General features: G+C 73.3%; 14 protein-coding genes and 1 pseudogene. 5 read left to right on the forward strand and 10 right to left on the reverse strand.

Annotated features, from left to right (window positions below; all coding sequences use genetic code 11):
- Positions 1-27: 27 nt before the first annotated feature.
- Positions 28-1,704 (forward strand): phytoene desaturase family protein, encoded by a 1,677-nt coding sequence (locus ACF09C_RS28380; protein ID WP_392095577.1) that lies wholly within the window; start codon positions 28-30, stop codon positions 1,702-1,704.
- A complete protein-coding gene (locus ACF09C_RS28385) occupies positions 1,701-2,906 on the forward strand; it encodes a cytochrome P450 (RefSeq protein ID WP_392095501.1) in 1,206 nt (401 codons plus the stop codon). The genes ACF09C_RS28380 and ACF09C_RS28385 overlap by 4 nt, the downstream gene beginning before the upstream one ends.
- A 34-nt stretch (positions 2,907-2,940) precedes the next feature.
- Here ACF09C_RS28385 and ACF09C_RS28390 read toward each other — a convergent pair whose 3' ends face one another.
- Positions 2,941-3,495, reverse strand: a complete 555-nt coding sequence (locus ACF09C_RS28390; protein ID WP_392095502.1) for a hypothetical protein — start codon at positions 3,493-3,495, stop codon at positions 2,941-2,943.
- 96 nt (positions 3,496-3,591) lie between these two features.
- A pseudogene (locus ACF09C_RS28395) lies at positions 3,592-4,752 on the reverse strand (serine hydrolase domain-containing protein).
- Positions 4,753-4,944: 192 nt separating this feature from the next.
- Between ACF09C_RS28395 and ACF09C_RS28400 the strand changes: the two are divergent.
- The 3 genes from ACF09C_RS28400 (at position 4,945) to ACF09C_RS28410 (ending at position 12,359) form a co-directional block, all read left to right on the forward strand.
- Positions 4,945-6,783: a glycoside hydrolase family 15 protein gene (locus ACF09C_RS28400; RefSeq protein WP_392095504.1), complete on the forward strand. Its 1,839-nt coding sequence runs from the start codon at positions 4,945-4,947 to the stop codon at positions 6,781-6,783.
- A 248-nt stretch (positions 6,784-7,031) separates the two neighbouring features.
- Positions 7,032-10,937, forward strand: a complete 3,906-nt coding sequence (locus ACF09C_RS28405) for a Pls/PosA family non-ribosomal peptide synthetase (protein WP_392095506.1) — start codon at positions 7,032-7,034, stop codon at positions 10,935-10,937.
- Between the two features lie 42 nt (positions 10,938-10,979).
- A complete protein-coding gene (locus ACF09C_RS28410) occupies positions 10,980-12,359 on the forward strand; it encodes a M1 family metallopeptidase (protein ID WP_392095508.1) in 1,380 nt (459 codons plus the stop codon).
- Between the two features lie 92 nt (positions 12,360-12,451).
- Here the strand turns inward: ACF09C_RS28410 and ACF09C_RS28415 are convergent, their stop codons facing one another.
- The 8 genes from ACF09C_RS28415 to ACF09C_RS28450 form a co-directional block, all read right to left on the reverse strand.
- The gene (locus ACF09C_RS28415; RefSeq protein WP_392095510.1) at positions 12,452-13,411 is read right to left on the reverse strand and encodes an ankyrin repeat domain-containing protein; all 960 of its coding nucleotides are present in this window, start codon (positions 13,409-13,411) and stop codon (positions 12,452-12,454) included.
- A gap of 133 nt (positions 13,412-13,544) precedes the next feature.
- A complete protein-coding gene (locus ACF09C_RS28420; RefSeq protein WP_392095511.1) occupies positions 13,545-14,627 on the reverse strand; it encodes an ABC transporter substrate-binding protein in 1,083 nt (360 codons plus the stop codon).
- Between the two features lie 54 nt (positions 14,628-14,681).
- The gene (locus ACF09C_RS28425; RefSeq protein WP_362418495.1) at positions 14,682-14,882 is read right to left on the reverse strand and encodes a DUF5988 family protein; all 201 of its coding nucleotides are present in this window, start codon (positions 14,880-14,882) and stop codon (positions 14,682-14,684) included.
- Positions 14,883-14,947: 65 nt separating this feature from the next.
- The gene (locus ACF09C_RS28430) at positions 14,948-16,264 is read right to left on the reverse strand and encodes a ricin-type beta-trefoil lectin domain protein (protein ID WP_392095512.1); all 1,317 of its coding nucleotides are present in this window, start codon (positions 16,262-16,264) and stop codon (positions 14,948-14,950) included.
- An 84-nt stretch (positions 16,265-16,348) separates the two neighbouring features.
- The gene (locus tag ACF09C_RS28435) at positions 16,349-17,722 is read right to left on the reverse strand and encodes an AMP-binding protein (RefSeq protein WP_392095514.1); all 1,374 of its coding nucleotides are present in this window, start codon (positions 17,720-17,722) and stop codon (positions 16,349-16,351) included.
- A 211-nt stretch (positions 17,723-17,933) separates the two neighbouring features.
- The gene (locus ACF09C_RS28440) at positions 17,934-19,271 is read right to left on the reverse strand and encodes an MFS transporter (protein WP_392095515.1); all 1,338 of its coding nucleotides are present in this window, start codon (positions 19,269-19,271) and stop codon (positions 17,934-17,936) included.
- Positions 19,272-19,443: 172 nt separating this feature from the next.
- Entirely contained in the window at positions 19,444-21,105 is a 1,662-nt protein-coding gene (locus ACF09C_RS28445; RefSeq protein ID WP_392095517.1) for an amidohydrolase, read from the reverse strand.
- Positions 21,106-21,322: 217 nt separating this feature from the next.
- Positions 21,323-22,222, reverse strand: coding sequence for an Lrp/AsnC family transcriptional regulator (locus tag ACF09C_RS28450; protein ID WP_392095519.1), 900 nt, complete (start codon positions 22,220-22,222; stop codon positions 21,323-21,325).
- Positions 22,223-22,332 lie beyond the last annotated feature (110 nt).

The following is a 22,332-nucleotide window of genomic DNA, read 5'->3' on the forward strand; positions in this document are numbered from 1 at the left end:
AAGACACAGCGCACACGCCGCGAAACCATGATCATCATCGGGGGCGGGCTCGGCGGCCTCTCCACCGGCGCGTACGCCCGGATGAACGGCTACCGCACCCGGATCTTCGAGATGCACGAGATCCCCGGCGGCTGCTGCACCGGCTGGGACCGCGGCGACTACACCTTCGACGCCTGCGTCAGCTGGCTCCTCGGCAACGGCCCCGGCAACGAGATGCACCAGATCTGGCTCGAACTCGGGGCGCTCCAGGGCAAGGAGATGCGCCACTTCGACGTCTTCAACACCGTGCGCGGCACGGACGGCAGGGCCGTCTACTTCTACTGCGACCCCGACCGCCTGGAAGCGCACCTGCTCGATCTGTCGCCCGCCGACGCCCGCCCCATCAGGGCCTTCTGCGCGGGCCTGCGCAGGTTCATCACCTGCCTGCCCGCCTACCCCTTCCTCAAGCCCGTGGCGCTGATGAGCCGTCGCGAGCGCTGGTGCATGCTGGCCGGCTTCGTGCCGTACTTCAACCTCTTCCGCACCTCGATGTCCGTGCTGATGACGGAGTACTCGACCCGCTTCAAGGACCCGCTCCTGAGGGAGGCGTTCAACTACATCCTGTACGAGAAGCACCCCGGCTTCCCGGTCCTGCCGTTCTACTTCCAGATGGCCGCGCAGGCCCACCGGTCGGCGGGCGTCCCCGAGGGCGGTTCGCTCGGCCTCGCCCGCTCCATCGAGCAGCGCTATCGGCGGCTCGGCGGCGAGATCACCTACAACGCCCTCGTCGAGGAGATCCTCGTCAAGGACGACCGCGCGATCGGCGTCCGGCTCGCGAACGGCGAGGAGCACTACGCCGACATCGTCGTCTCCGCCTGCGACGGCCCCCACACGCTCCTGAAGCTCCTCGACGGGCGCTATCTGGACGAGGAGTACGCGACGCTCTTCCGGGAGACCATCCAGCGGCCCGGGATGGTCTTCCCCGGCTATGTCAGCGTCTTCCTGGGCCTTCGCCGCCCCTTCCCGGACGCCGACCCCACCACCACCCACCTCCTCGACGAGGAGACCGCCGGCCGGCTCGTCGGCCTCCGGCACCCCAGCCTCAACATCCAGTTCCGCAGCCGCTTCTACCCCGAGCTGTCCCCCCGGGACACGACCGTCGTCTACGCCACCTACTTCTCCGACACCGCCCCCTGGCGAGAACTGGCCGAAGGCCCCGAACGGCTCAGCCGACCCCGCCGCGGAACGGAGCTGCACACTCTGCCGGTGCGGCGGGGCAAGGCGTACGCCGTGGCCAAACGCCGCACCAGGGACGCCGTCGTCGACTTCCTCGAAGCCCGCCACCCCGGCCTCAGGGACTCCATCGCCGTACGGGACACCAGCACGCCCCTCACCCAGATCCGCTACACGGGCAGCTACGAAGGCACGTTCCTCGGCTGGCAGCCCTTCGTGGAGAGCGGTGAGGCGATGGAGGAACTCGTCAGGAAGAACGGCCCCGTCCTGCCGGGCCTGCGGAACTTCTACCTCTCCGGGGTGTGGGCCACTACCGGTGGCCTGATCCGGGCTGCCGCCGCCGGACGCCAGGTCATGCAGTTCGTCTGCCGGGACGACGGCCTCGACTTCACCGCCGACGTCGACACCAGCGCACCCCCGCCCACCCACGTCCTCGTCCCAGTCGGCCCGCGCCCGCAGGCACCCTCCGCCGAGAAAGGCACCGCCCCATGACCGCGACCCCGCTCCCGTACCCCTTCTGGACCGACGAAGGGCTGGGACTCTCCACCGGGTACGCGCCACTGCGCGGCCGACCGCTCACCAGGGTCCGCCTGCCGTACGGCGACGAGGCCTGGCTCGCCACCTCCTACGAGGACGTGCGCGCAGTCCTCTCCGACGGCCGGTTCTCCCTCGCCGAGGCGCTCCGCCGCGACCACCCCCGCATCGACCCCATGCCCCGCGCCGGCGGCGGCCTCATCGCCCTCGACGCGCCCCGCCACACGCCGCTGCGGGCGCTGCTGGCCAAGGAGTTCACCGCACGCCGCATGGAGGGCCTGCGCGCCCGCATCCGTGCGGTGGCGGACGAACTGCTCGACCGGATCGAGGACGCCGGGCCCCCCGCCGACCTGGTCGAGGACCTCTCCTTCCCCCTGCCCATGACCCTCATCTGCGAACTGATCGGCGTCCCCACCGCCGACATGCCCGCCGTCCGGGCCTGGGCGGACGTCATCTGCTCCGGCAGCGAGACGCCCGAGGCCCTCGAACAGCACGGCAAGGACTTCTTCACCCGGATGCACGGCTGGATCGAGGAACGCCGACGGGCCCCCGCCGACGACCTGCTCACCCTCCTGGTCCGCGCGCACGAGGACGGCGCTCTGACGGAGCAGGAACTGACGGGGCTGCTGGGGGAGTTGCTCATCGCGGGCTTCGTCACGACGACGAACCAGATCGCCAACTTCTTCGCGGTCCTGCTGCTGCCCTCCGAGGCGCGGGGCGACGGCACCGAGTGGCAGGCGACCCTGCGCGCGCGGCCCGAACTGATCCCGCGCGCAGTGGAGGAGCTCCTGCGCTACGTCCCCCTGCTCAACGGCCTGACCCTGCCCCGCTACGCCCGGCAGGACGTGGAACTGGGCGGCGTCCTGATCCGCGAGGGCGAGGCCGTCGTCGTCTCCCAGGCCGCCGCCAACCACGACCCGGCCGTCTTCCCCGACCCCGACCGACTGGTCCTCGACCGGCCCGGCGCCGCGCACATCAGCTTCGGCCACGGCATCCACTACTGCCTGGGCGCCCATCTGGCCCGTCTGGAGCTCCAGATCACCCTCGAACGCGTCACGACCCGCCTCCCCGGCCTGCACCTCGCGGTCCCGGAGCGGGAACTGCGTTGGCGGTCACGGGAGTTCTTCAGCGGACTGAGGGCCCTCCCGGTCGCTTGGTGACCACCCGGTCGGCGAGGGCCTGAACGGGACCCCGTCACACGCGCCGTGCGTCGGGTGGCGACAGCCAACCGGTGGCTGCCGCCACCTCGACCGCGATGTCCGGGACCGAGCGGCCGTCCGTGGCCACCCTGAGGGTGTCCTCGGGCGCCTGCTCGTCCAGGAGGCGGGCCTTGCGGGCGCTGCCGAGGAGTTCCTGCTCCAGCTCGGAGCCGAGCTCCCGGCCCCTCAGGCGTTCGCCGGCCGTGTCGTCGGAGGCGGTGAGCAGAACCCGGACAATCCTGACGTCCGCGCCCATGGCGCGTTGGAACATGGCCGTGTTCGCGGCCAGGACGCTCACCGTGTTCGTGTAGATGAGGCGCCGGTAGCCCAGCTCCGCGTAGTTCGACCAGACCGCTGTCAGATTGCGCTCGCCAAGGGCGACCCGGTGCGGGTCGCCCTCCGGGGCGGGATGCGCCTGGCCCATGTAGTCACCCTCCAGGACGCAATGGGCGACCGTCGCCGCCCGCAGGCGGGCCGAGACCTCCCACCCGACCGTCGTCTTGCCGACCCCGGCACGTCCCCCGATGAGCAGCACCTCGGCTCGCGTCATGGTGAGAATGTCCCCCGCCCCTCTCGATCCCCGTCAGGCGGTACTCTCCCACGGTTCCTGCCCGGTGCGGGGCCGGGCGGTGCCGGCGGCCCGGCGTCAGAGCGCCGCGTACACCGCCTCGACCAGTGCCATCTTGCGCGGGTCGTCCGCGATGCGCGGGCCCATGCGGTTCATGACGTAGCCGAGCGAGACCCCCGCCTCCGGGTCCGCGAGGCCGCAGGAGCCGCCGAAGCCGTCGTGGCCGAAGGCGCGCGGGTTGGGGCCGTAGGAGGCGTTGGGGCCGCTGAGCCAGAGACCGAGGCCGCACTCCGTGTCGTGGGCGAAGCCCGCGCCGAGTACGAGGTCCCGACACGGTCCCTGGCCCTCGCGGGCCCGTTCCGCGGCCGCTTCGGAGAGGATCCGATCTCCGCCCGCTGCGCCGCGCTCGGTGAAGGCGCCGTAGAGCCGGGCGACCGCGCGGGCCGTCCCGTGGCCGTTGGCCGCCGGCACCTCGGCAGCACGCCACGCGGCGCTGTTGGCCTGGGCGGCCCCGACCGGCGGGTTGGCCAGGGCGGCCTGCGCCGCGGGTTCCAGCTGGGCGAAGACGGCTGCCTGCTCGGCGTCCGACGCGACCCGGGGGTGCACCAGCTCGGCAACCCGGTCCGCCTCCTTCTCCGGCAGCCCGATCGTGAAGTCGATGCCGAGCGGCCCGGTGATCTCCTCGTGCAGGAACGCGCCAGGCAGCCGTCCGCTCACGCGCCGGATCACCTCACCGACCAGGAAGCCCTACGTCATCGCGTGGTAGCCGGACCGCGAACCGGGCTCCCACCACGGCTCCGTCGCGGCGAGCCGGGCGGTCGTCACCTCCCAGTCGTAGAACTCCGCGAGCGTGAGCGGCTCGCGCAGGCCCGAGAGGCCCGCGCGGTGGGAGAGTAGGAAGCGCACGGGCAGCGCCTCCTTGCCCGCCGCGCCGAACTCGGGCCAGTACGAGGCGACCGGCGCGTCCAGGTCGAGCAGACCCCGGTCCGCGAGGAGATGGGCGCAGAGCGCGGTCACGCCCTTGGTCGTCGACCAGACGTTGACGACGGTGTCCCGTTCCCAGCGACGCGTACGGGCGCCGTCGGCCCAGCCGCCCCACAGGTCGACCACGGTCTCGCCGCGCACCTGGACCGCGACGCCCGCGCCGAGTTCGTCCCGGGTACGGAAGTTGGCCTCGAAGGCCTCCCGTACGGCGGCGAAGCGCGGGTCGCAGTGCCCTTCGATCGCGGGCTCGTGCATGGGGCCTCCAGGGCTCGGCGGTCGGCTCGGCGCTCCCCGCAACATACCGACTGGTCGGACCGTCGGGAAAGGGGCGTGCGCCGACCGTGCGGCGCGCCCGTTCGCCCGGTCGGCCCCCACGTGTTGCCGACCCGGACGGCGACGGGTTGCGTGGACGCGCAGAGAAGAAGAGCGGCGGAAGCGAGGTCCTGCGTGCCCGGCTACCCACCGATCGCGGACCACGGCCTGATCGGCGACCTCCAGAGCGCGGCCCTGATCTCCGCGGGCGGCGCGGTGGACTGGTTCTGCGCCCCCCGCTTCGACTCGCCGAGCATCTTCGCCTCCCTCCTCGACGAGAAACGCGGCGGCCACTTCACCATCGCTCCCGTCCTGGACGACGTGACGGTCCGCCAGCTCTACCTTCCCGACACGGCCGTCCTGATCACCCGCTTCCTCACCCCGGAGGGGGTCGGCGAAGTCGTCGACTTCATGCCGGTGGCCGAGCGTCCGGAGGAGGCCACCGACCGGCACCGCCTGGTCCGCGTCCTGCGCGTCGTCCGCGGGACGCTCACCTTCGACGTCCAGTGCCGGCCGCGGTTCGACTACGGCCGCGCCCCGCACACCCTCACCCTCGACGGCCACGCCGCCACCTTCCACGGCCCCGGCCTCGACGTCCATCTGAGCAGTTCCGTCCCCCTGCACGCCGACGGCCAGGACGTCCGCGCCACCGTCACCCTCCGCCAGGGAGAGCGGGCCGGCATCGTCCTGGAGACCGCCTCGCCCGGCGCCGCCCCACCCGCGCCCGTCACCGCGCCGGCGCTGGAGGCGGCGGAACGGGAGACCCAGGCGTACTGGCACGGCTGGATCCGCCGCTGCCGCTACCGGGGCCGCTGGCAGCACATGGTCAACCGCTCGGTCATCACCCTGAAGCTGCTCATCTACGCCCCCACCGGAGCCCCCATCGCCTCGCCCACCATGGGCCTGCCGGAACAGATCGGCGGCGAGCGGAACTGGGACTACCGCTACACCTGGATCCGCGACGCGTCCCTCTCCATGCGCGTCCTGCTCGACCTCGGCTACCTCGACGAGGCCGACGCCTTCCGTCGCTGGCTCGGCGCCCGCTTCCGTGTGCCCCGCCGGCCCGGTGGCGAACCGATGCAGATCATGTACCGGATCGACGGCGACCCCGAGCTGCCCGAGGAGATCCTGGACCACCTCTCCGGGTACCGCGACTCCGCTCCCGTACGGGCCGGGAACGGGGCGGCCGACCAGCTCCAGCTGGATGTCTACGGCGAGTTCGCCTACGCGATGACGCACTCCGCGGACCTCGCCGAGCTCGCCGGGTACGAGGCGTGGAAGGGCTTCGCCGCGCTCCTCGACTGGCTCGCCGACCACTGGGACCGGCCCGACGAGGGGATCTGGGAGACCCGCGGCGGCCGCAAGGACTTCACGTACAGCCACGTGATGTGCTGGGTCGCCCTCGACCGGGGCATCCGTCTGGCCACCCAGTACGCCCGCCCCGCCGATCTGCCACGGTGGACCGAGCAGCGGGACGCGATCCTCACCCAGGTCATGGAGCGCGGCTGGAACCCCGAGCGGCGGGCCTTCGTCCAGCACTACGGCAGCGAGGTCCTGGACGCGTCCCTGCTGTTCATGCCGCTGGTCGGCTTCATCTCGCCGAGGGCGCCCTCCTGGCTGGCCACCCTGGACGCGATGGACCGGGAGATCGTCACGGACAGCCTCGTCTACCGCTACAACCCGGAGGCGTCGCCCGACGGCCTGCGCGGCTCCGAGGGCACCTTCTCCCTCTGCAGCTTCCTCTACGTCGAGGCGCTGGCCCGGGCGGGCCGGCTCGACCAGGCCCGGTACGCGATGGACAAGATGCTCACCTACGCCAACCACGTCGGGCTCTTCGCCGAGGAGATCGGCCCGACCGGTGAGCAGCTCGGGAACTTCCCGCAGGCCTTCACCCACCTCGCCCTGATCACCGCGGCCATGGCCCTCGACGAGGAGCTCGACAGGGCCGCCGAGGCCTGGAACCCGCCCCGGTGACCGCCTCGACGACCGCTGCGGCGGAGATCGCGGCGGACGCCCCGGCGAGAGCCTCGACGACCGCCTCGATACCGGCGTGCGCGGGGCCCCAATACCGCTCCTTCCCGGCCACGCGCAAGGTATCGACGAGGAATTCCTCCCTGACGGACTAGACTGGCGGGCTGTTTGGCGCCGGAACGGAACAACCTGGGCAGACCCGGGCTCCGCCCGGCGACCCGGATGACGCCGGGAACGAGACGCGAGGGCCGATGGCAGTCACATCTCACAGCGGTGAGCTCACCCTCCTCGACGACGCGGAGGCGGGCGAGGAGACCGGGAAGCACGCCCGGTTCTCCGCGGGGCCCGCCGCACCCGCCCGCACCCTGATCGACATCTTCGAGGAGTCCGTCCGGGCCCACCCCGACGAGCCGGCCCTCGACGACGGCACCACCCGGCTGACCTACCGGGGGCTCGCCGCCGACGTCGAGCGCAGGCGCCGCGCCCTGTCCGCCGCGGGCGTCGGCCTCGGCGACCGGGTCGGCGTGCGCGTCCCCTCCGGCACCAACGAGCTGTACGCGTCGATCCTCGCCGTCCTCGCGGCCGGCGCCGCCTATGTGCCGGTCGACGCGGAGGACCCCGACGAGCGGGCCGAGCTGGTCTTCGGCGAGGCCGCCGTCCGTGCCGTGCTGGGGGCCGACGGGTGCATCGACGCCACCCGAGACGCAGCCGACGCCGCCCCCGCCGGGCGGCCGGGGCCCGAGCACGACGCCTGGATCATCTTCACCTCCGGCTCCACCGGCAAGCCCAAGGGCGTCGCCGTCAGCCACCGCAGCGCCGCCGCCTTCGTGGACGCCGAGGCCGCGCTCTTCCTCGTCGAGGAGCCGATCGGCCCCGGCGACCGGGTCATGGCCGGGCTCTCCGTCGCGTTCGACGCCTCCTGCGAGGAGATGTGGCTGGCCTGGCGCTACGGCGCCTGCCTCGTGCCCGTCCCGCGCTCCCAGGTCCGCAGCGGCGCCGACCTCGGCCCCTGGCTGGTGGAGCAGGAGATCACCGTCGTCTCCACCGTGCCGACGCTGGCCGCGCTCTGGGAGCCCGAGACCCTCGACGAGGTCAGGCTGCTGATCTTCGGCGGCGAGGCCTGCCCGCCCGAGCTGACCCAGCGGCTCGTCACCGAGGGCCGCGAGGTCTGGAACACCTACGGCCCCACCGAGGCCACCGTCGTCGCCTGCGCCTCCCTCATGACCGGCGAGGAGCCGATCAGGATCGGGCTCCCGCTGAACGGTTGGGAGCTGGCCGTCGTCGACGAGTCCGGCGAACCGGTCCCGATGGGCGGCAGCGGCCAGCTGGTGATCGGCGGCGTCGGCCTCGCCCGCTACCTCGACCCGGCGAAGGACGCCGAGAAGTACGCCCCGCTGGAGTCCCTCGGCTGGGAGCGCGCCTACCGCAGCGGTGACCTCGTCCGCGCCGAACCCGAGGGCCTGGTCTTCCTCGGCCGAGGCGACGAGCAGATCAAACTCGGCGGACGCCGGATCGAGCTGGGCGAGGTGGACGCCGCCCTGCAGTCGCTGCCCGGCGTCGCCGGCGCGGCCGCCGCCGTCCGCACCGCGCGCAGCGGCAACCAGCTGCTCGTCGGCTACCTCGTCACCCAGGACGGCTGGGACCACGCCGCCGCCGTCGAGCGGCTGCGCGCCGAGCTGCCCGCCGCCCTCGTGCCGCTGCTCGCCCCGGTCGCCGAGCTGCCGACCCGTACCTCCGGCAAGGTGGACCGGGACGCGCTGCCCTGGCCGCTGCCCGACCTCGAGACCACCGGACCCGCCGAGCAGCTCTACGGCACCGAGGCCTGGCTCGCGGAACAGTGGAGCGAGACCCTCGGCGTGGCCGTCACCGGCGCCACCGACGACTTCTTCGCCATCGGTGGCAACAGCCTCGCCGCCGCCCAGCTCACCACCCGGCTCCGCACCCGCTACCCGAGCGCGGCCGTCCTCGACATCTACCAGCAGCCCACCCTGCGCAAGCTGGCCCGGCGCCTGGAGAAGTCCGTCCAGGACGACGGCGCGGCCCGCACCATCGCCCCCGTACCGCTGCGGACCAGGCTCGCGCAGACGGCCCTGCTGCTGCCCCTGTTCACCGTGATCGGCCTGCGCTGGACCGTCGCCCTGCTGGCCCTCGGCAACGTCCTGCACCGGTTCGGGCCCTACCCGTGGGCGCCGACCGCCTCCTGGTGGCTGATCGCCGCCGGGGCCGCCCTGCTCTTCAGCCCGCCGGGCCGGATCGCCGTCGCCGCGGGCGGCGCACGGCTCCTGCTGCGCGGCGTGAAGGCGGGCCGCCACCCGCGCGGCGGCAGCGTCCACCTGCGGCTGTGGACCGCCGAGCGGCTCGCCGAGTACGTCGGCGCGACCTCCCTCACCGGATCCTGGCTGGAGCGGTACGCCCGCGCCCTGGGCGCCAAGGTCGGCCCCGAGGTGGACCTGCACTCGCTGCCGCCCGTCACCGGCCTGCTCAAGCTCGGCCGCGGCTGCGCGGTCGAGTCCGAGGTCGACCTCTCCGGCTACTGGCTGGACGGCGACCGCCTGGAGATCGGCCCCGTCAAGGTCGGCGCGGGCGCGGTCGTCGGCACCCGCAGCATGCTCTTCCCCGGCGCCCGGGTCGGCAAGCGGGCCGAGGTGGCCCCCGGCTCGGCCGTCGCCGGACAGATCCCGACCGGCCAGCGCTGGGCCGGCGCGCCCGCCGTCAAGCTCGGCAAGGCCAAGCGCAACTGGCCCAAGGAGCGCCCGCCGCGCGCGGTCCACTGGCGGGCCCTGTACGGCGCGACCGGCCTCGGGCTGACCCTCCTGCCCGTACTCGCCGCCCTGCCGGCGCTGCTCGTCGTCAGCCGCTTCGTGCCCGCCGGCGCCGGACTCGGCGCCGCCCTGACCGGCGCGCTGATCGCGGTCGTCCCCGCGGCGCTCGCCTACGGACTCGCGTACGCGACGCTCGTCCTGGTCTCCGTCCGGCTCCTCAGCATCGGGCTGCGCACCGGCAGCCACCCCACGCACAGCCGGGTCGCCTGGCAGGCCTGGACCGTGACCCAGCTGATGGACCTGGCGCGGGAGACCCTCTTCCCGCTCTACGCCGGACTGATCACCCCCGTCTGGCTGCGACTGCTCGGCATGAAGATCGGCCGGGGCGCCGAGGTGTCCACGGTGCTCGCCCTGCCCAGCCTCACCACCGTCGGCGAGGGCGCGTTCCTCGCCGACGACACCCTGACCGCGCCCTACGAGCTGGGCGGTGGCTGGGTGCGGATCGGCCACTCCGAGATCGGCCGCCGCGCGTTCCTCGGCAACTCCGGCATGACCGCGCCCGGCCGCACGGTGCCGGACGACGGCCTGGTCGGGGTGTTGTCCGCGACCCCGAAGAAGGCCAAGAAGGGCAGCTCCTACCTGGGGCTGCCGCCCGTGAAGCTGCCCCGCTCCGCCGCCGACTCCGACCGGAGCCGGACGTACGACCCGCCCGCACGCCTGCTGTGGGCGCGCGGCCTCGTCGAGCTGTGCCGGCTCGTCCCGGTGTTCTGCTCCTCCGCGCTCGCCATCCTGACCGTGGCGGCGCTGTGCGCCATCGCCGCGACGGACGGGCTCGGGATCGCGGGCGCCGCGCTGCTCTCCGGGGCGGTCCTGCTCACCGCCGGGGTCGCCGCGTGCCTCGTCTCGGCAGCGGCGAAGTGGCTGCTCGTCGGCCGGCACCGGACCGGTGAGCACCCGCTCTGGTGCGGCTTCGTCTGGCGCAACGAGCTCGCCGACACCTTCGTCGAGGTCCTCGCCGTGCCGTGGCTGATCGGCTCGGTGCCCGGTACACCCGTGATGAACCTGTGGCTGCGCGGACTCGGGGCCCGCGTCGGCCGGGGCGTGTGGTGCGAGAGCTACTGGCTCCCGGAGACCGACCTGGTGGTGCTCGGCGCCGCGGCCAGCGTGAATCGGGGCTGTGTCCTGCAGACTCACCTCTTCCATGACCGGATCTTGAGGACGGATACTGTGGTCCTCCGCGAGGGCGCCACCCTGGGCCCGGGCGGAATCGTCCTGCCCGGCAGTTCGGTCGGGGCCCGCAGCACACTGGGTCCCGCCTCGCTCGTGATGGCCGGGGAATCAGTCCCCGCCGACACCCGCTGGCTGGGCAATCCGATCGAGGCGTGGCGGCCCTGACGGGCGGTACGAGCACAGCACGGGCAGGGAGCGTAAGCGGCAGTGAGCGGCCAGCAGACAACGGCGTCGGACCCGTACTTTCCGGCCAACGGCGACTCCCGGTACCGAGTGCACCGGTACGAACTGGCGCTGGAGTACCGGCCCGGCCCGAACCGGCTGGCCGGGACGGCCCGGATCAGCGCCATAGCGGGCCGGGCCCCGCTCACCGAGTTCCAGCTGAACCTGGGCGAGTTCAAGGTCGGCCGGATCCTCGTGGACGGCAAGGCCCCGCACTGGACCCACCGCGCCGGCCGGCTCCGCCTCCGGCCGGCCAAGCCGCTGCCCGCCGGCGCCGCCTTCACCGTCGAGGTGCACTACGCGGGCAACCCCAAGCCGGTGCGCAGCCCCTGGGGCGGCCTCGGCTGGGAGGAGCTGACCGACGGCGCCCTCGTCGCCAGCCAGCCCGTCGGAGCGCCCTCCTGGTACCCCTGCAACGACCGCCCGGCCGACAAGGCCTCGTACCAGATCTCGGTCAACACCCCGTCCGCGTACACCGTGGTGGCGGGCGGCCGACTGCTCACCCGTACCACCAGGTCCTCCACCACCACCTGGGTGTACGAGCAGTCCGCGCCGACCTCCAGCTATCTCGTCGGCCTCTCCATCGGCATGCACCAGACGGTGCTGCTCGGCGACCCCGGGCTCGGCGGTGTGCCGCAGAGCGCCCACGTGCCGCCGCACCTGCTGCCCCGCTTCTCCCGCGACTTCGCGCGACAGCCCGCGATGATGCGGCTCTTCGACGAGCTGTACGGGCCGTATCCCTTCGGCGAGTACACCGTCGTCGTCGCCGACGAGGACCTCGACGTCCCCGTGGAGGCCCAGGGCCTCTCCCTCTTCGGTGCCAACCACGTCGACGGCGCGCGCGGCTCCGAGCGCCTGATCGCCCACGAGCTCGCGCACCAGTGGTTCGGCAACAGCGTGACGATCGCCGACTGGCGGCACATCTGGCTCAACGAGGGTCTCGCCAAGTACGCCGAGTGGCTCTGGTCGGAGCGCTCCGGCGGCCGCTCCGCGCAGGAGCTGGCCGCCGTCGCGCACCGGCTGCTCGCCACGCAGCCGCAGGACCTGGTCCTCGCCGACCCGGGCCGCAAGCTCATGTTCGACGACCGGCTCTACGAACGTGGCGGTCTCACCGTGCACGCGATCCGCTGCGCCCTCGGCGACGCGGCCTTCTTCCGGATGCTGCGCGACTGGGCGACCGTCCACCGCAACGGCGTGGTGACCACCGCCGGGTTCACCGCCCACGTGGCCCGCTACGCCACCGAGCCGGTGGACGACCTGCTGAGGGCCTGGCTGTACCGACCGTCCCTGCCACCCCTGCCGTCCGCCCGGGGCGCGGCGCCGATCCCGGCCCGTCCGGGCTACCCGCCGACGAACGGCGGGTAGCCCGGAGGCCCCGCCCGTCAGGGCAGGACGCGGCAGCCCGTCCGGGTGGCGTGTGCCGGGGCGCGGTCTGTGCGCCGTGCACAACGTGGCGGTCAGCGGTCCCAGTAGTCGCGCGGCGGCAGCTCGACCCACCGATCGGCGGGTCCGACGACCGCGCGGGCGTCGTCGGGACGCAGTCCCACCTGGGCGCACGCGTAGGCCACCGCATTGAGCTGGTAGAGATACGAGGAGAGAACCTGCTCGGCGGTGTCGCCCTCGTACGGGCCGCCGCCCGGGTGCAGGTCCCCGGCTTCGAGGACGCCGTCGCGGGCGATGCTGCCCTGGTTGCCGCTCTTGGGGTTGGCGTACAGGCCGTAGCAGACGGTACCCGCGGAGAGCCGCCGCAGCACGCCCGGCATCTGCGGCGCGTACCCCCACGGCTGGGTCACGACGCAGCCGCCCGGCACGGTCGTCACCCCGATGAGCCACTGGGTCTCCTCCATGTCGTACGCGTACGGATCCTCCATGACCTCGTCGCCGAACTCCTCGTCCGCGGGCGTCGCTTCCAGCCGCCTGACCGCTTCGGCGGCATCGATGCCGGCCACGCAGGCCAGGCCCGTGCCCTCGTAGTGGAACGTTCCCAGCGCGGCGACGAGGCGCGCGGCCTCCTCACCGGCCGCCCGCTCGGCATCGCTCAGCCGCACACCGTCCGGCACGGCGAACAGCCCCGGTGTCGGCCCGGCCAGACTCAACCGCCCCGGCGACCAGCCACCGAGCGAGGGCCGCCACGGATCCGCCCCGGCGGCGACGAGCGCCCGCGCGTTCTCCGACTTCCTGGAGACGACGGCCTCCCACAGCGCCGTCACCCCGTTCTCCAGCGCGTCCACGTCCGCGACCCGCCGCGCCAACTCCCCGACGACCTCGGGCGATCCGAACACCGCCGCCCGATGCAACGGCCGCCCGCCACTCCACTCCTCCGGATCCGCCCCCTGCTCCAGCCGCCCCCGGATCTCCTGATGGTCCGTCCAGTCCCACCCCATGCCGTGCCACCCACGGCCGCTCTTCGTCACCATGGGTCCACAGTGGCAGGAGGATCTGACAACAGCGCTCTTGATCGCCTTCTGCGCGGCAGCCAGGCTCCCGTTCCCATGGGCACAGCCGCCGGGGATGACGTGGCAGGCACCGCCGCTGCGCTCCGCTCCCTGATCAGCCGGTGTGGCGGACCCGGAAGCGGTCCGGATCCGTCGGATCGCGGTCGACGACCTGCACGGGGGGCCAGGTCCACTGCCGGACGCCGATCCCCGGTGTGCGGGAGAAGCGGATCGGGCCGCGGGTGCCTTCGGCCGTGACGTGCGGCCAGGACGCGGCGATGCCGGCCCGGTCCGTGCCGTGGGAGCGGAGGACCTCGGCGAGGACGGTGATCGTGTCGTAGCCCTCGAAGGCGACGAAGGAGGGGGCTTCGCCCAGCCGGTCGCGCAGGGCGGTGTCGACGCGGGCGCCGAGGGGGCCGAGGCGCTCGGGCAGGTAGCGGAGGAAGGGGATGCCGGCGCCGGCCTTGCCCAGGGACGTCTCCCAGGAGGGGAGTTCCGGTTGTCCGGCGGGCGCGCCGATGAGGAGGTCGGCGAGGCGCGGGTCGTCGCGGACGGACGTCACGATCGGCACCGTCGGGTCCGGGTGACCGACCAGGAGGAGGAGCGCCGTCGCGCGCTGGGCGACGAGGGCGTCGCACAGGGCCTCGGGGGTGAGTGCGCGGGCGTCGAGCTCGACGACGGTGCCGCCGCGCGGCGCGAGGTGGTCCCGCAGGATGCGGGTGCCTGACGCCCAGTAGACGCTCGGTTCCGCCGCGACGGCGATGCGGGTGTGGCCCGCGCCGAGGAGGAAGTCCGCGTAGATCCGCCAGCCGTGGGACTGGGCCGGGGCCAGTCGGGCCACCCGGTCCGTCGGGTGGTCGGTGAGCGCGTCGAGTACGGCCGACGAGCAGAGGAACGGCACCCCCAGCGCGTCCGCCCGAGCGGCGACGGCGCGGGCGACGACGCTGTGGTACTCGCCGGCCAGGGCGGCCACGCCCAGCTCGGCCAGTTCGTCCACGGCCGCCTCGGCCCGCCGCGGATCGGCGGCGGTGTCGCGGACGACCAGCTCAAGGGGGCGACCGGCGACCCCGCCGGCTTCGTTGACCTCGCCGACGGCCAGTTCGAGGCCCGCGAGCAGGTGGCGGCCCGCCTCGACCCAGCCGGGGCGGGAGAGCGGAACGAGAGCGCCGATCGTGTGCGGCTGGATCCGGGTGATCATGCCGGACATTGGATCCTCCGCCGGTGCCTCCGGGCAACCCCCGTCCCCGGTCGATCACTCGGCGATCTCCGTACGCTCCCACCACTCGTACACCCGCAGGGTGCCCTCCGCCGTGTCCTCGCGGCGGGGGGTCTCCCTGAAGTGTTCGTAGCCGCCCCGGTACGGGATCTTCAGGTCCTGGCCGGGGGTTTCGATCGGGACGACCCGGGCCGGCAGGTCGGCCGGGCCGCCCTCCAGGAATGCCTTGTGCGCCATGGCACCAGTCTTGCGACTTCCACCGTGGCCCGCATGCCGGGGAGGGCGTCCGGGGCCTCGGGAGGTCAGCCGGTGAAGGTCCACTTCTGGTTGGCGTTGCCGCTGCACCACCAGGTCTGGACGGGGGTCGCGTCCGCCGGGTTGTTGTCGCGTACGTCCACGCACTTGTCGGCCGGGATGTTCACCAGGTCCCGGGTGGTGCCGTTGTGGTCGAAGCGCTGGGCGCCGCTGCCGTTGCAGTCCCAGAGCTGGACCTTGGCCCCTGGGGCGGTGGAGGCCGCGTCGACGTCCAGGCACTTGCCGAGGGCCCGTACCGTGCCGTCGCCCGGCAGGGTCCAGCGCTGGGCGGCGGTGCCGTTGCAGGTGTACAGCTGGACCGGGGTGCCGTTCGCGGTCTGCGCGCCCGCCACGTCCAGGCACTTGCCGGCGAGGCCGGTGAAGGTTCCGGTGGGGCCGCCGCCTCCGCCGTCCGAGGTGGTCACGCGGACGTGGTCGACGACCAGGTGGTTCGGGAACGGCGTCGAGCCGTCGGGGTTGCCGGGCCAGTCACCGCCCACGGCGAGATTGAGGATCAGGAAGAAGGGCTTGTCGAAGACCCACTGCCGACCCCCGAGATCGGCGGGGGTGCGCCGCTGGAAGACCTGCCCGTCCACGCTCCAGGTGATGGCGCCCGGCGACCAGTCGACCGCGAAGGTGTGGAAGTCGTCGGCGAAGGCACGGCCGCCCGGGAGGGTGTACGCGGCGCCGATGCCGCCGCCGCCCGAGTAGCCGGGGCCGTGCAGGGTCCCGTGGACCGTGGAGGGCTCGTAGCCGACGTTCTCCATGATGTCGATCTCACCGCTGTTCGGCCAGCCCACCTGGCCGATGTCGTGGCCGAGCATCCAGAACGCGGGCCACATGCCCTGCCCGCGCGGCACCTTCATCCGGGCCTCGACGCGCCCGTACGTCTGGGTGAACCGGCCGGCGGTGTTCAGCCGGGCCGAGGTGTACTCGCACCGGCCGTACCAGCACTGGTAGTTGCCCGGGTTCTCGCGGCGTGCGGTGATGACCAGGTTGCCCTGGCCGTCGAGCGCGGCGTTGGCGGCGCCGGGCGTGTACCACTGGCGCTCGTGGTTGTTGCCGCCGTTGTCCCCGGTCTCGGTCTGCCACTTGCCGGGATCGACCCCGGCGCCGGCCGGGCCGTCGAAGGTGTCCTCGAAGGTGACGGCCTGGACGCCCGCCGCCGGGGCGATGCGCTGAGCGGTTCCGAGGGTGGCGGAGGTGGCCGGCGGGGTGGCGGAGATGGCCGGCCCCGGCCCCCAGCCGAGTGCGAGCGTCACCGCGGCGGTGGCGAGCGCCACGAGCCGTGCGGCGCGGGGGCGGGCGCGCGAGAGCAGGGACATGGGGGGCCTCGATTCGGGTGCGTGATTCGAGTGCTGGTCTGGACCAGATCCTGAAGCGAGTCAACCGTCCATGTCGTGTTCAGGTCAAGTGTGCGTTTCTTCCGCGTCACGGCCCGGGAGGTGTCCGGTCACCTCCAGGTCGCCCTCCGCCGTGCGCCGCGCGAGCCGGCCGGTCCGGAACCAGCCGTCGGCGGTGAAGGAGCGGGCGTTCCGCTCCGGCTCCCGGTAGTAGCCGCGCGGGATGGACGGCCCACGGGCGAGGAGCTCCCCGGGCTCCCCGTCGGGCACGTTCGCGCCGTCGGCGTCGACGATCCGGATCTGGTCGTCGGACGAGAGCGGGCGGCCGTGTGTGCCGAGCGCGGTCCCGTCCGGATCGGTGGGCCGGGTGAGCAGGAGCACCCCCTCGGCCATGCCGAAGACCTGTTGCGGGCGGCAGCCCCACGCGGCGGCGACCCGTTCGGCGGTCGCCCGGTCCGCGGGCGCGCCGTCGAGCTGGACGAGCCGCAGGCTGCCCAGGTCGGCCGGGACGGTGGCATGGGTGTCGAGCCAGACCCGGGCGACCTCGGCCGGCACCGACATGACCGTGACCCGTTCCCGTTCGGCGACCGGCAGGCACTCGGCGGGATCCGCGGTGCCGGCCAGGACCACGGTGCCGCCGGCCGAAAGGGTGCCGACGATGCCGGGGGAGCCGAGCGCGAAGGGCGTCTCGGCGGGCGGCACGACGAGACAGACGTCGTCCTCGGTGAGCGCCACGAGACCGGCGGCCGCCAGTGCCTGACAGGCGAAGTCGTCGTGGGTGCGCGGAACGAGCGGCGGCCGCTCGGTGCCGCGGTCCGACAGCAGGAAGAAGGCCACCTGGTCGGCGCTCTGCGCGAGCGCCGGCTCGGGGGCGGCGTCGACGGAGGACAAGGGGCTGTACTGGCAGCCCGACGGGTCGGTGGTCAGACCGCCGTACGGGGACGCGTCCCCGGGCGCCTCCAGGGTGAACACCCGCCGGAGGAAGGGCCACCGGGCCGCGATGTCCGCCGCGAGCGCCGTGTGGTCGAAGAAGGGGTGGTCCGACGCGGCGACATAGCCGACGGCCTGGGTGACCCGCACGAGCTCGGCCACCCCGGACGCGGGGTGCGCGAGCGGGCAGAACACCGGGACAGCCCCGGCGCGCATCAGCGCGAAGACGGTGACGACGCACTCGGGAACGTTCGGCAGCTGGACGACCACCCGCTGCCCGGGCCGCAGGCCGCGCAGCCGGAACCCGGCGGCCCTGCGGTCCACGCGCCGGTTCAGGGCCGCGTACGTGAGGCGGGTGTCACCGTGGACGAGCGCGGTCCGGGGTCCGTACTGCAGGGCCCAGCCGCGCAGCAGGTTGTCCAGCGTGTTGCCGCGCCAGAGCCCGACCGACCAATAGCGGTCGACGAACTCCTCGGGCCAGGGCGTGCAGCCGTCGAGCATGGATGCCATGAGCTTCTTTCCGTGCCTGCCTCGGATCCGAAACCGCCGCGGATCCTTCCGATCTTGGCCATCCAAAACGCCGAAGCCCTCGACGAACAAGGAGCGTTCCCGACCAGGGACGCCGAACTCCCTCGGTGGAACGTCCAATCCGCTCCGCCGGACACACGGCGCGGCCGGGGCCACGGGCACGGATGCCCATGACCCCGGTCCGCCCCTCCGGTCACGCCACCGGCACGGTCGCCTTCGCCGGGCGCGGTGCCACGTCGCCAGCCTCGGGCGCGCCCAGTCGGCGCAGGCGCAGCGTGCACCAGATGCCGATCGCGGAGATGGCCATGAGCAGCGCCGCCGCCGGCCAGTAGTGGCCGCCCACGAGCGCGGTGAGCGAGACCGCGGCCAGCGGGGCGAAGCCGCCGAAGATCATGTTGCAGATCTGGTAGGAGAGCGAAATCCCGGTGTAGCGCACCCGGGGCTCGAAGCCCTCGGCGAGGATCGCCGCGATCGGCCCGTACAGCGCGGACATCACGAGCCGCATCGCCAGCATGCTCAGGTAGATGAGGACCACGCTCCCGGTGCCGAGCGCGAGGAACTGGGGTACGGACAGGACGATGACGCCCGCCAGGCCCGCCACGACGACCTTGTGCGCGCCGATGCGGTCACCGAGCCAGGACAGGCCGGGGGTGACGACGAGCTCCAGGAAGGCCGCCAGGGAGAGGCCGTTCAGGAGCATCGACTCGGAGAGCTCCAGCTCGCCCGTCCCGTACGCCAGGAGGTAGCTGGTCACCACGTAGTAGCCGCCGGTCGCCGTGGCGAGCGCGAAGACTCCGACGAGGACAGTGCGCCAGGAGGTCTGGAGGACCTCCACGAGCGGGAGCTTCGTCTCGACGGTGTTCTGGGCCCGGATCTCCTCCATGACCGGGGCCTCCTCCAGCTTCAGCCGGATGACGAGGCCGATGACGACGAGGACGGCGGAGGCGAGGAACGGCACGCGCCAGCCCCAGCTGTCGAAGGCCTCGTCGCCCCAGAGGTTCATCAGGGAGAAGGCGCCGGTGGACAGCAGGGCGCCCACGGAGGAGCCGAGTTGGGCGAAGGAGCCGAAGAAGGTGGCTCGACCCTTGGGCGCGTTCTCCACCGCGACGAGGACCGCGCCGCCCCACTCACCGCCGATCGCGATGCCCTGGATGAGGCGGAGCACGATGAGCAGGATCGGGGCGAGGACGCCGACCTGGGCGTACGTCGGCAGCAGACCGATCGCGAAGGAGGCGACGCCCATCATGAGCAGTGTGATGACGAGGGTCTTCTTACGGCCGACCCGGTCACCGATGTGCCCGAAGACGATGCCGCCGAGAGGACGGAGCAGGAAGCCGACCGCGAAGGTGCCGAACGCGGACAGGGTCCGCAGCGCCGGGGGCATGTCGGCGGGGAAGAAGACGTCGTCGAAGACGATCGCGGCGGCAGTCGCAAACGCGTAGAAGTCGTACCACTCGATGGATGTGCCGACGAGGGCGGCGAGTGCGGCTCTCATCGGGTTCTGCGGGCGTGCCGCTGGGGACTGGGACACGAGGGGCCTCCGGCTGGGCGGTGAGCAGGGGGAGCTGTGGGGACGGGGGTACGGCGGGGGAACGCGGTGACGGCGGTGCGGGGGAGTGGGGCGAGGGGAGGGAGCGGGGCGGCCGGGAGCGGGGGAGCTGCCGGGCACCGGGGGCTACGCGGTCAACGGGGCCTCCAGGGCCTCAGCGGCCCGGGGCCGCCCAGGCGCGCTCGCCGCCGATCCAGGTCTCGCGCACGCCGATCGAGGTGAGCGCGGCCGGGTCGGCGAGCAGCGGGTCCGCGTCCAGCACGACGAAGTCGGCGAGCATCCCGGGCGCGAGGGCGCCGACGGCGTGCTCACGGTGCAGGGCCGCCGCGGCGGCGGCGGTGTGGGCGTGCAGTCCTTCGGCGACGGAGACGCGCAGCGACGCGTCGCCGAGGACCGTGCCGAGCACGGTGCGGCGGGTCGCCGCCGCGGAGACCGCTTCCAGCGGTGCGGGCGGGGCGACGGGCGCGTCGGAGCTGAACACGACCGGGACGCCGGCCGGGAGGCAGGGGCCTGCCGGGTTGTAGCGGTGGCCGAGGTCGCCGACGGCCGTCAGTGTGCCGTCGCCGGTACGGAGATGGTGCTGCGGCTGCATGACGGGGACGACGCCCAGCTCGCCCATGCGGGTGATCTGCTCGTCGGTCGGCAGGCCGCAGTGCTCGATGCGGTGGCGCATGTCGGCGCGCGGGACGTCCGCCTGGGCCTTCTCGATCGCGTCCAGGACCATGCCGATCGCGAACGGGGACTGCGCGTGGGTGGCGGTCTGGAGCCCGGCCCGGTGCGCCTTCGCGACGAGCTCCGCGTACTCCTCGGCCGAGTGGTAGAGCTGCCCGTGGTGGCAGCAGTCGGCCGCGTACCCCTCGGGGAAGTACGCGGTCCAGCCGCCGAGCGTCCCGTCGGCGTAGAACTTCACGCCCTGCACGCGGAACAGGTCGTCACCGAAGCCGCGCACCGCGCCGAGGTCGAGGGCGGTGTCGAGCAGGGCGGAGGTGAGGTACGCCGAGACGCGCATGCGCAGCGAGCCGTCCGCGCGGGCCCGCAGATAGGTCTCCATCTCCCGGCGCGAGGCCTGGGCGTCGCCGACCGTCGTCACCCCGGCGGCCAGGAAGGTCTCCTGGGCCCGCATCAGATGGTCGGCCATGATCGCGTCGGGCTCGGAGAGGTGGAAGTTCGGGCCGTGGTTGCCGATCTTCACGCCGCCGGGGCCGGTCAGCAGGTCGCAGGCGGCGTCCCACAGCTGCCCGTCGGGCTCTCCGGAGGCGAACCGCCCGATCGAGCCGCCCTCGGGGTCCGGAGTGCCGGCCGCGATGCCGCAGGCGCGCAGGGTGTGGGAGTTGACGACGCCGCCGTGACCGGAGGCGTTCATGACGTACACCTCGCGGTCGGTGGCGATCCGGTCGAGGTCGTGGCAGGTGGGGTGGCGGCGCTCGGCGAGACGGCGGTGCTCGTAGCCGAAGCCGCGGACGGGGACCCCTGCCGGCAGCTCGCGGGCCGCCTCGGTCAGCACCGCGACGAGGGTCTCGATGTCCGGGACGCGCTCGGGGCGGCAGTCGACCCACGCGAGCGCCTGGCCGTACATCACCGGGTGGCAGTGGGCGTCGACGAAGCCCGGGTGGACCAGGCCGCCGTCGAGCTCCAGGTGCTCGTCCGGGCTGCCACCGAGCGCGGCGCGGGCGTCGGCGGCCGTGCCGACGTGGACGACACGGTCGCCGCGGACGGCGAGGGCCTCGGCCCGCTCGTCCGTGCCCGGCACGGCGACGGCCGCACCGGTGACGAGGAGAGTGCGCTCGGCGCGGTTCCGGGGGAGGGGGTGGTGCATGAGGGGAGCCTGCTTTCGGCCAAGGGGGTGCCAGAACGGCTGAATCGTTCGTGAGGACGATAGGGAACGAACGACGCGTTGGCCAGAGGTGAACGGAAAAAACTCTTCGTAGGTCTGGGATCGTTTCGCCTACGGATCGTCTGTGGTGGGGTGTCGCGGCCGACGGTGTCGCCGCGAGGCGGGTGCTCGGCGCATCGTGGGAAGGGCGTCCGGGCCGCTACGGCGCGGGGGTGCCGAGGTCGTAGCGCTCCTTGACGAGGTCCAGGTGGACCCAGCTCTCCACCCCCCGTACGCCGGGCAGCGCGCGGGCGGCGTCGAGCGTGGCCCGCGCCGAGCCGAGGGAGTCGGCGGTGATGGTGCCGACCAGCTCCGCGCGCCCGACGCAGGCCGAGAGGAAGGAGACCTGCTCCCAGTCCGCCAGCTGCCGGGCGACCGGCTCGCGCGCGCCGTCCACACGCACCGCGAAGCCGCAGAGCAGGCCGAGGCCCAGGACCTCGGGCCGGATCAGGGCCAGCACCTTGACGACGCCGCCGTCCAGGAGGCGGAGTGTGCGTGCCCGGGTGGCGCCGGGGGAGAGGCCGACGCGCTCGGCGAGATCGGCGAACGGCAGCCGCCCGTCCTGTTCCAGGGCGTCGAGGAGGCGCAGGTCGGTGTCGTCGAGGTCGGAGACCGTCGGGTCGTCCGCCATCAGGTAGGGGTCCTTGAGGTGGCGGGTGCTGATCAGCGGATCGACCGTCGTGACGTTCGGGACCGAGCGCACGGCCTCGATCGTCCGGTCGAGCGCGTCGAAGCCGGGAGTGCGCAGCTCGGCCATGATGGCGGCCCGGCCGGCGGTGAGGGTGACGAAGGGAGCCTGCGGCATCGCGGCGATCGCCCGCGCCACGGGCTCCGCCTCGCCGTGCACGTCGATCGACAGGTGCGCGGAGGCGGTGAGTCCGCGGACCGCGGGGTGGACGACGGCGACCACCCGGACGGTTCCCGGCTCCAAGAGGCGCTGCACGCGGGCGCGGGTCGCCGGCCGGGACAGCCCGACGCGCTGGGCGAGCGCCTCGTAGGTGAGGCGTCCGTCGGCCTGCAGCTCGCGCACGATGGCCAGGTCGATGGGGTCCAGGTCCACAGGGTGTTCTCCCTCGTTCGGGACTCGGGGCGGGTTCCGTCGTCATTCTCCGGCACCGGTCGACGGTGCTGAATCGATCGTGACACGCGTCACAGGATTCCGGTATTGGC

This window comes from Streptomyces sp. NPDC014870, from assembly GCF_043081505.1.
Taxonomy (GTDB): Bacteria; Actinomycetota; Actinomycetes; order Streptomycetales; family Streptomycetaceae; genus Streptomyces.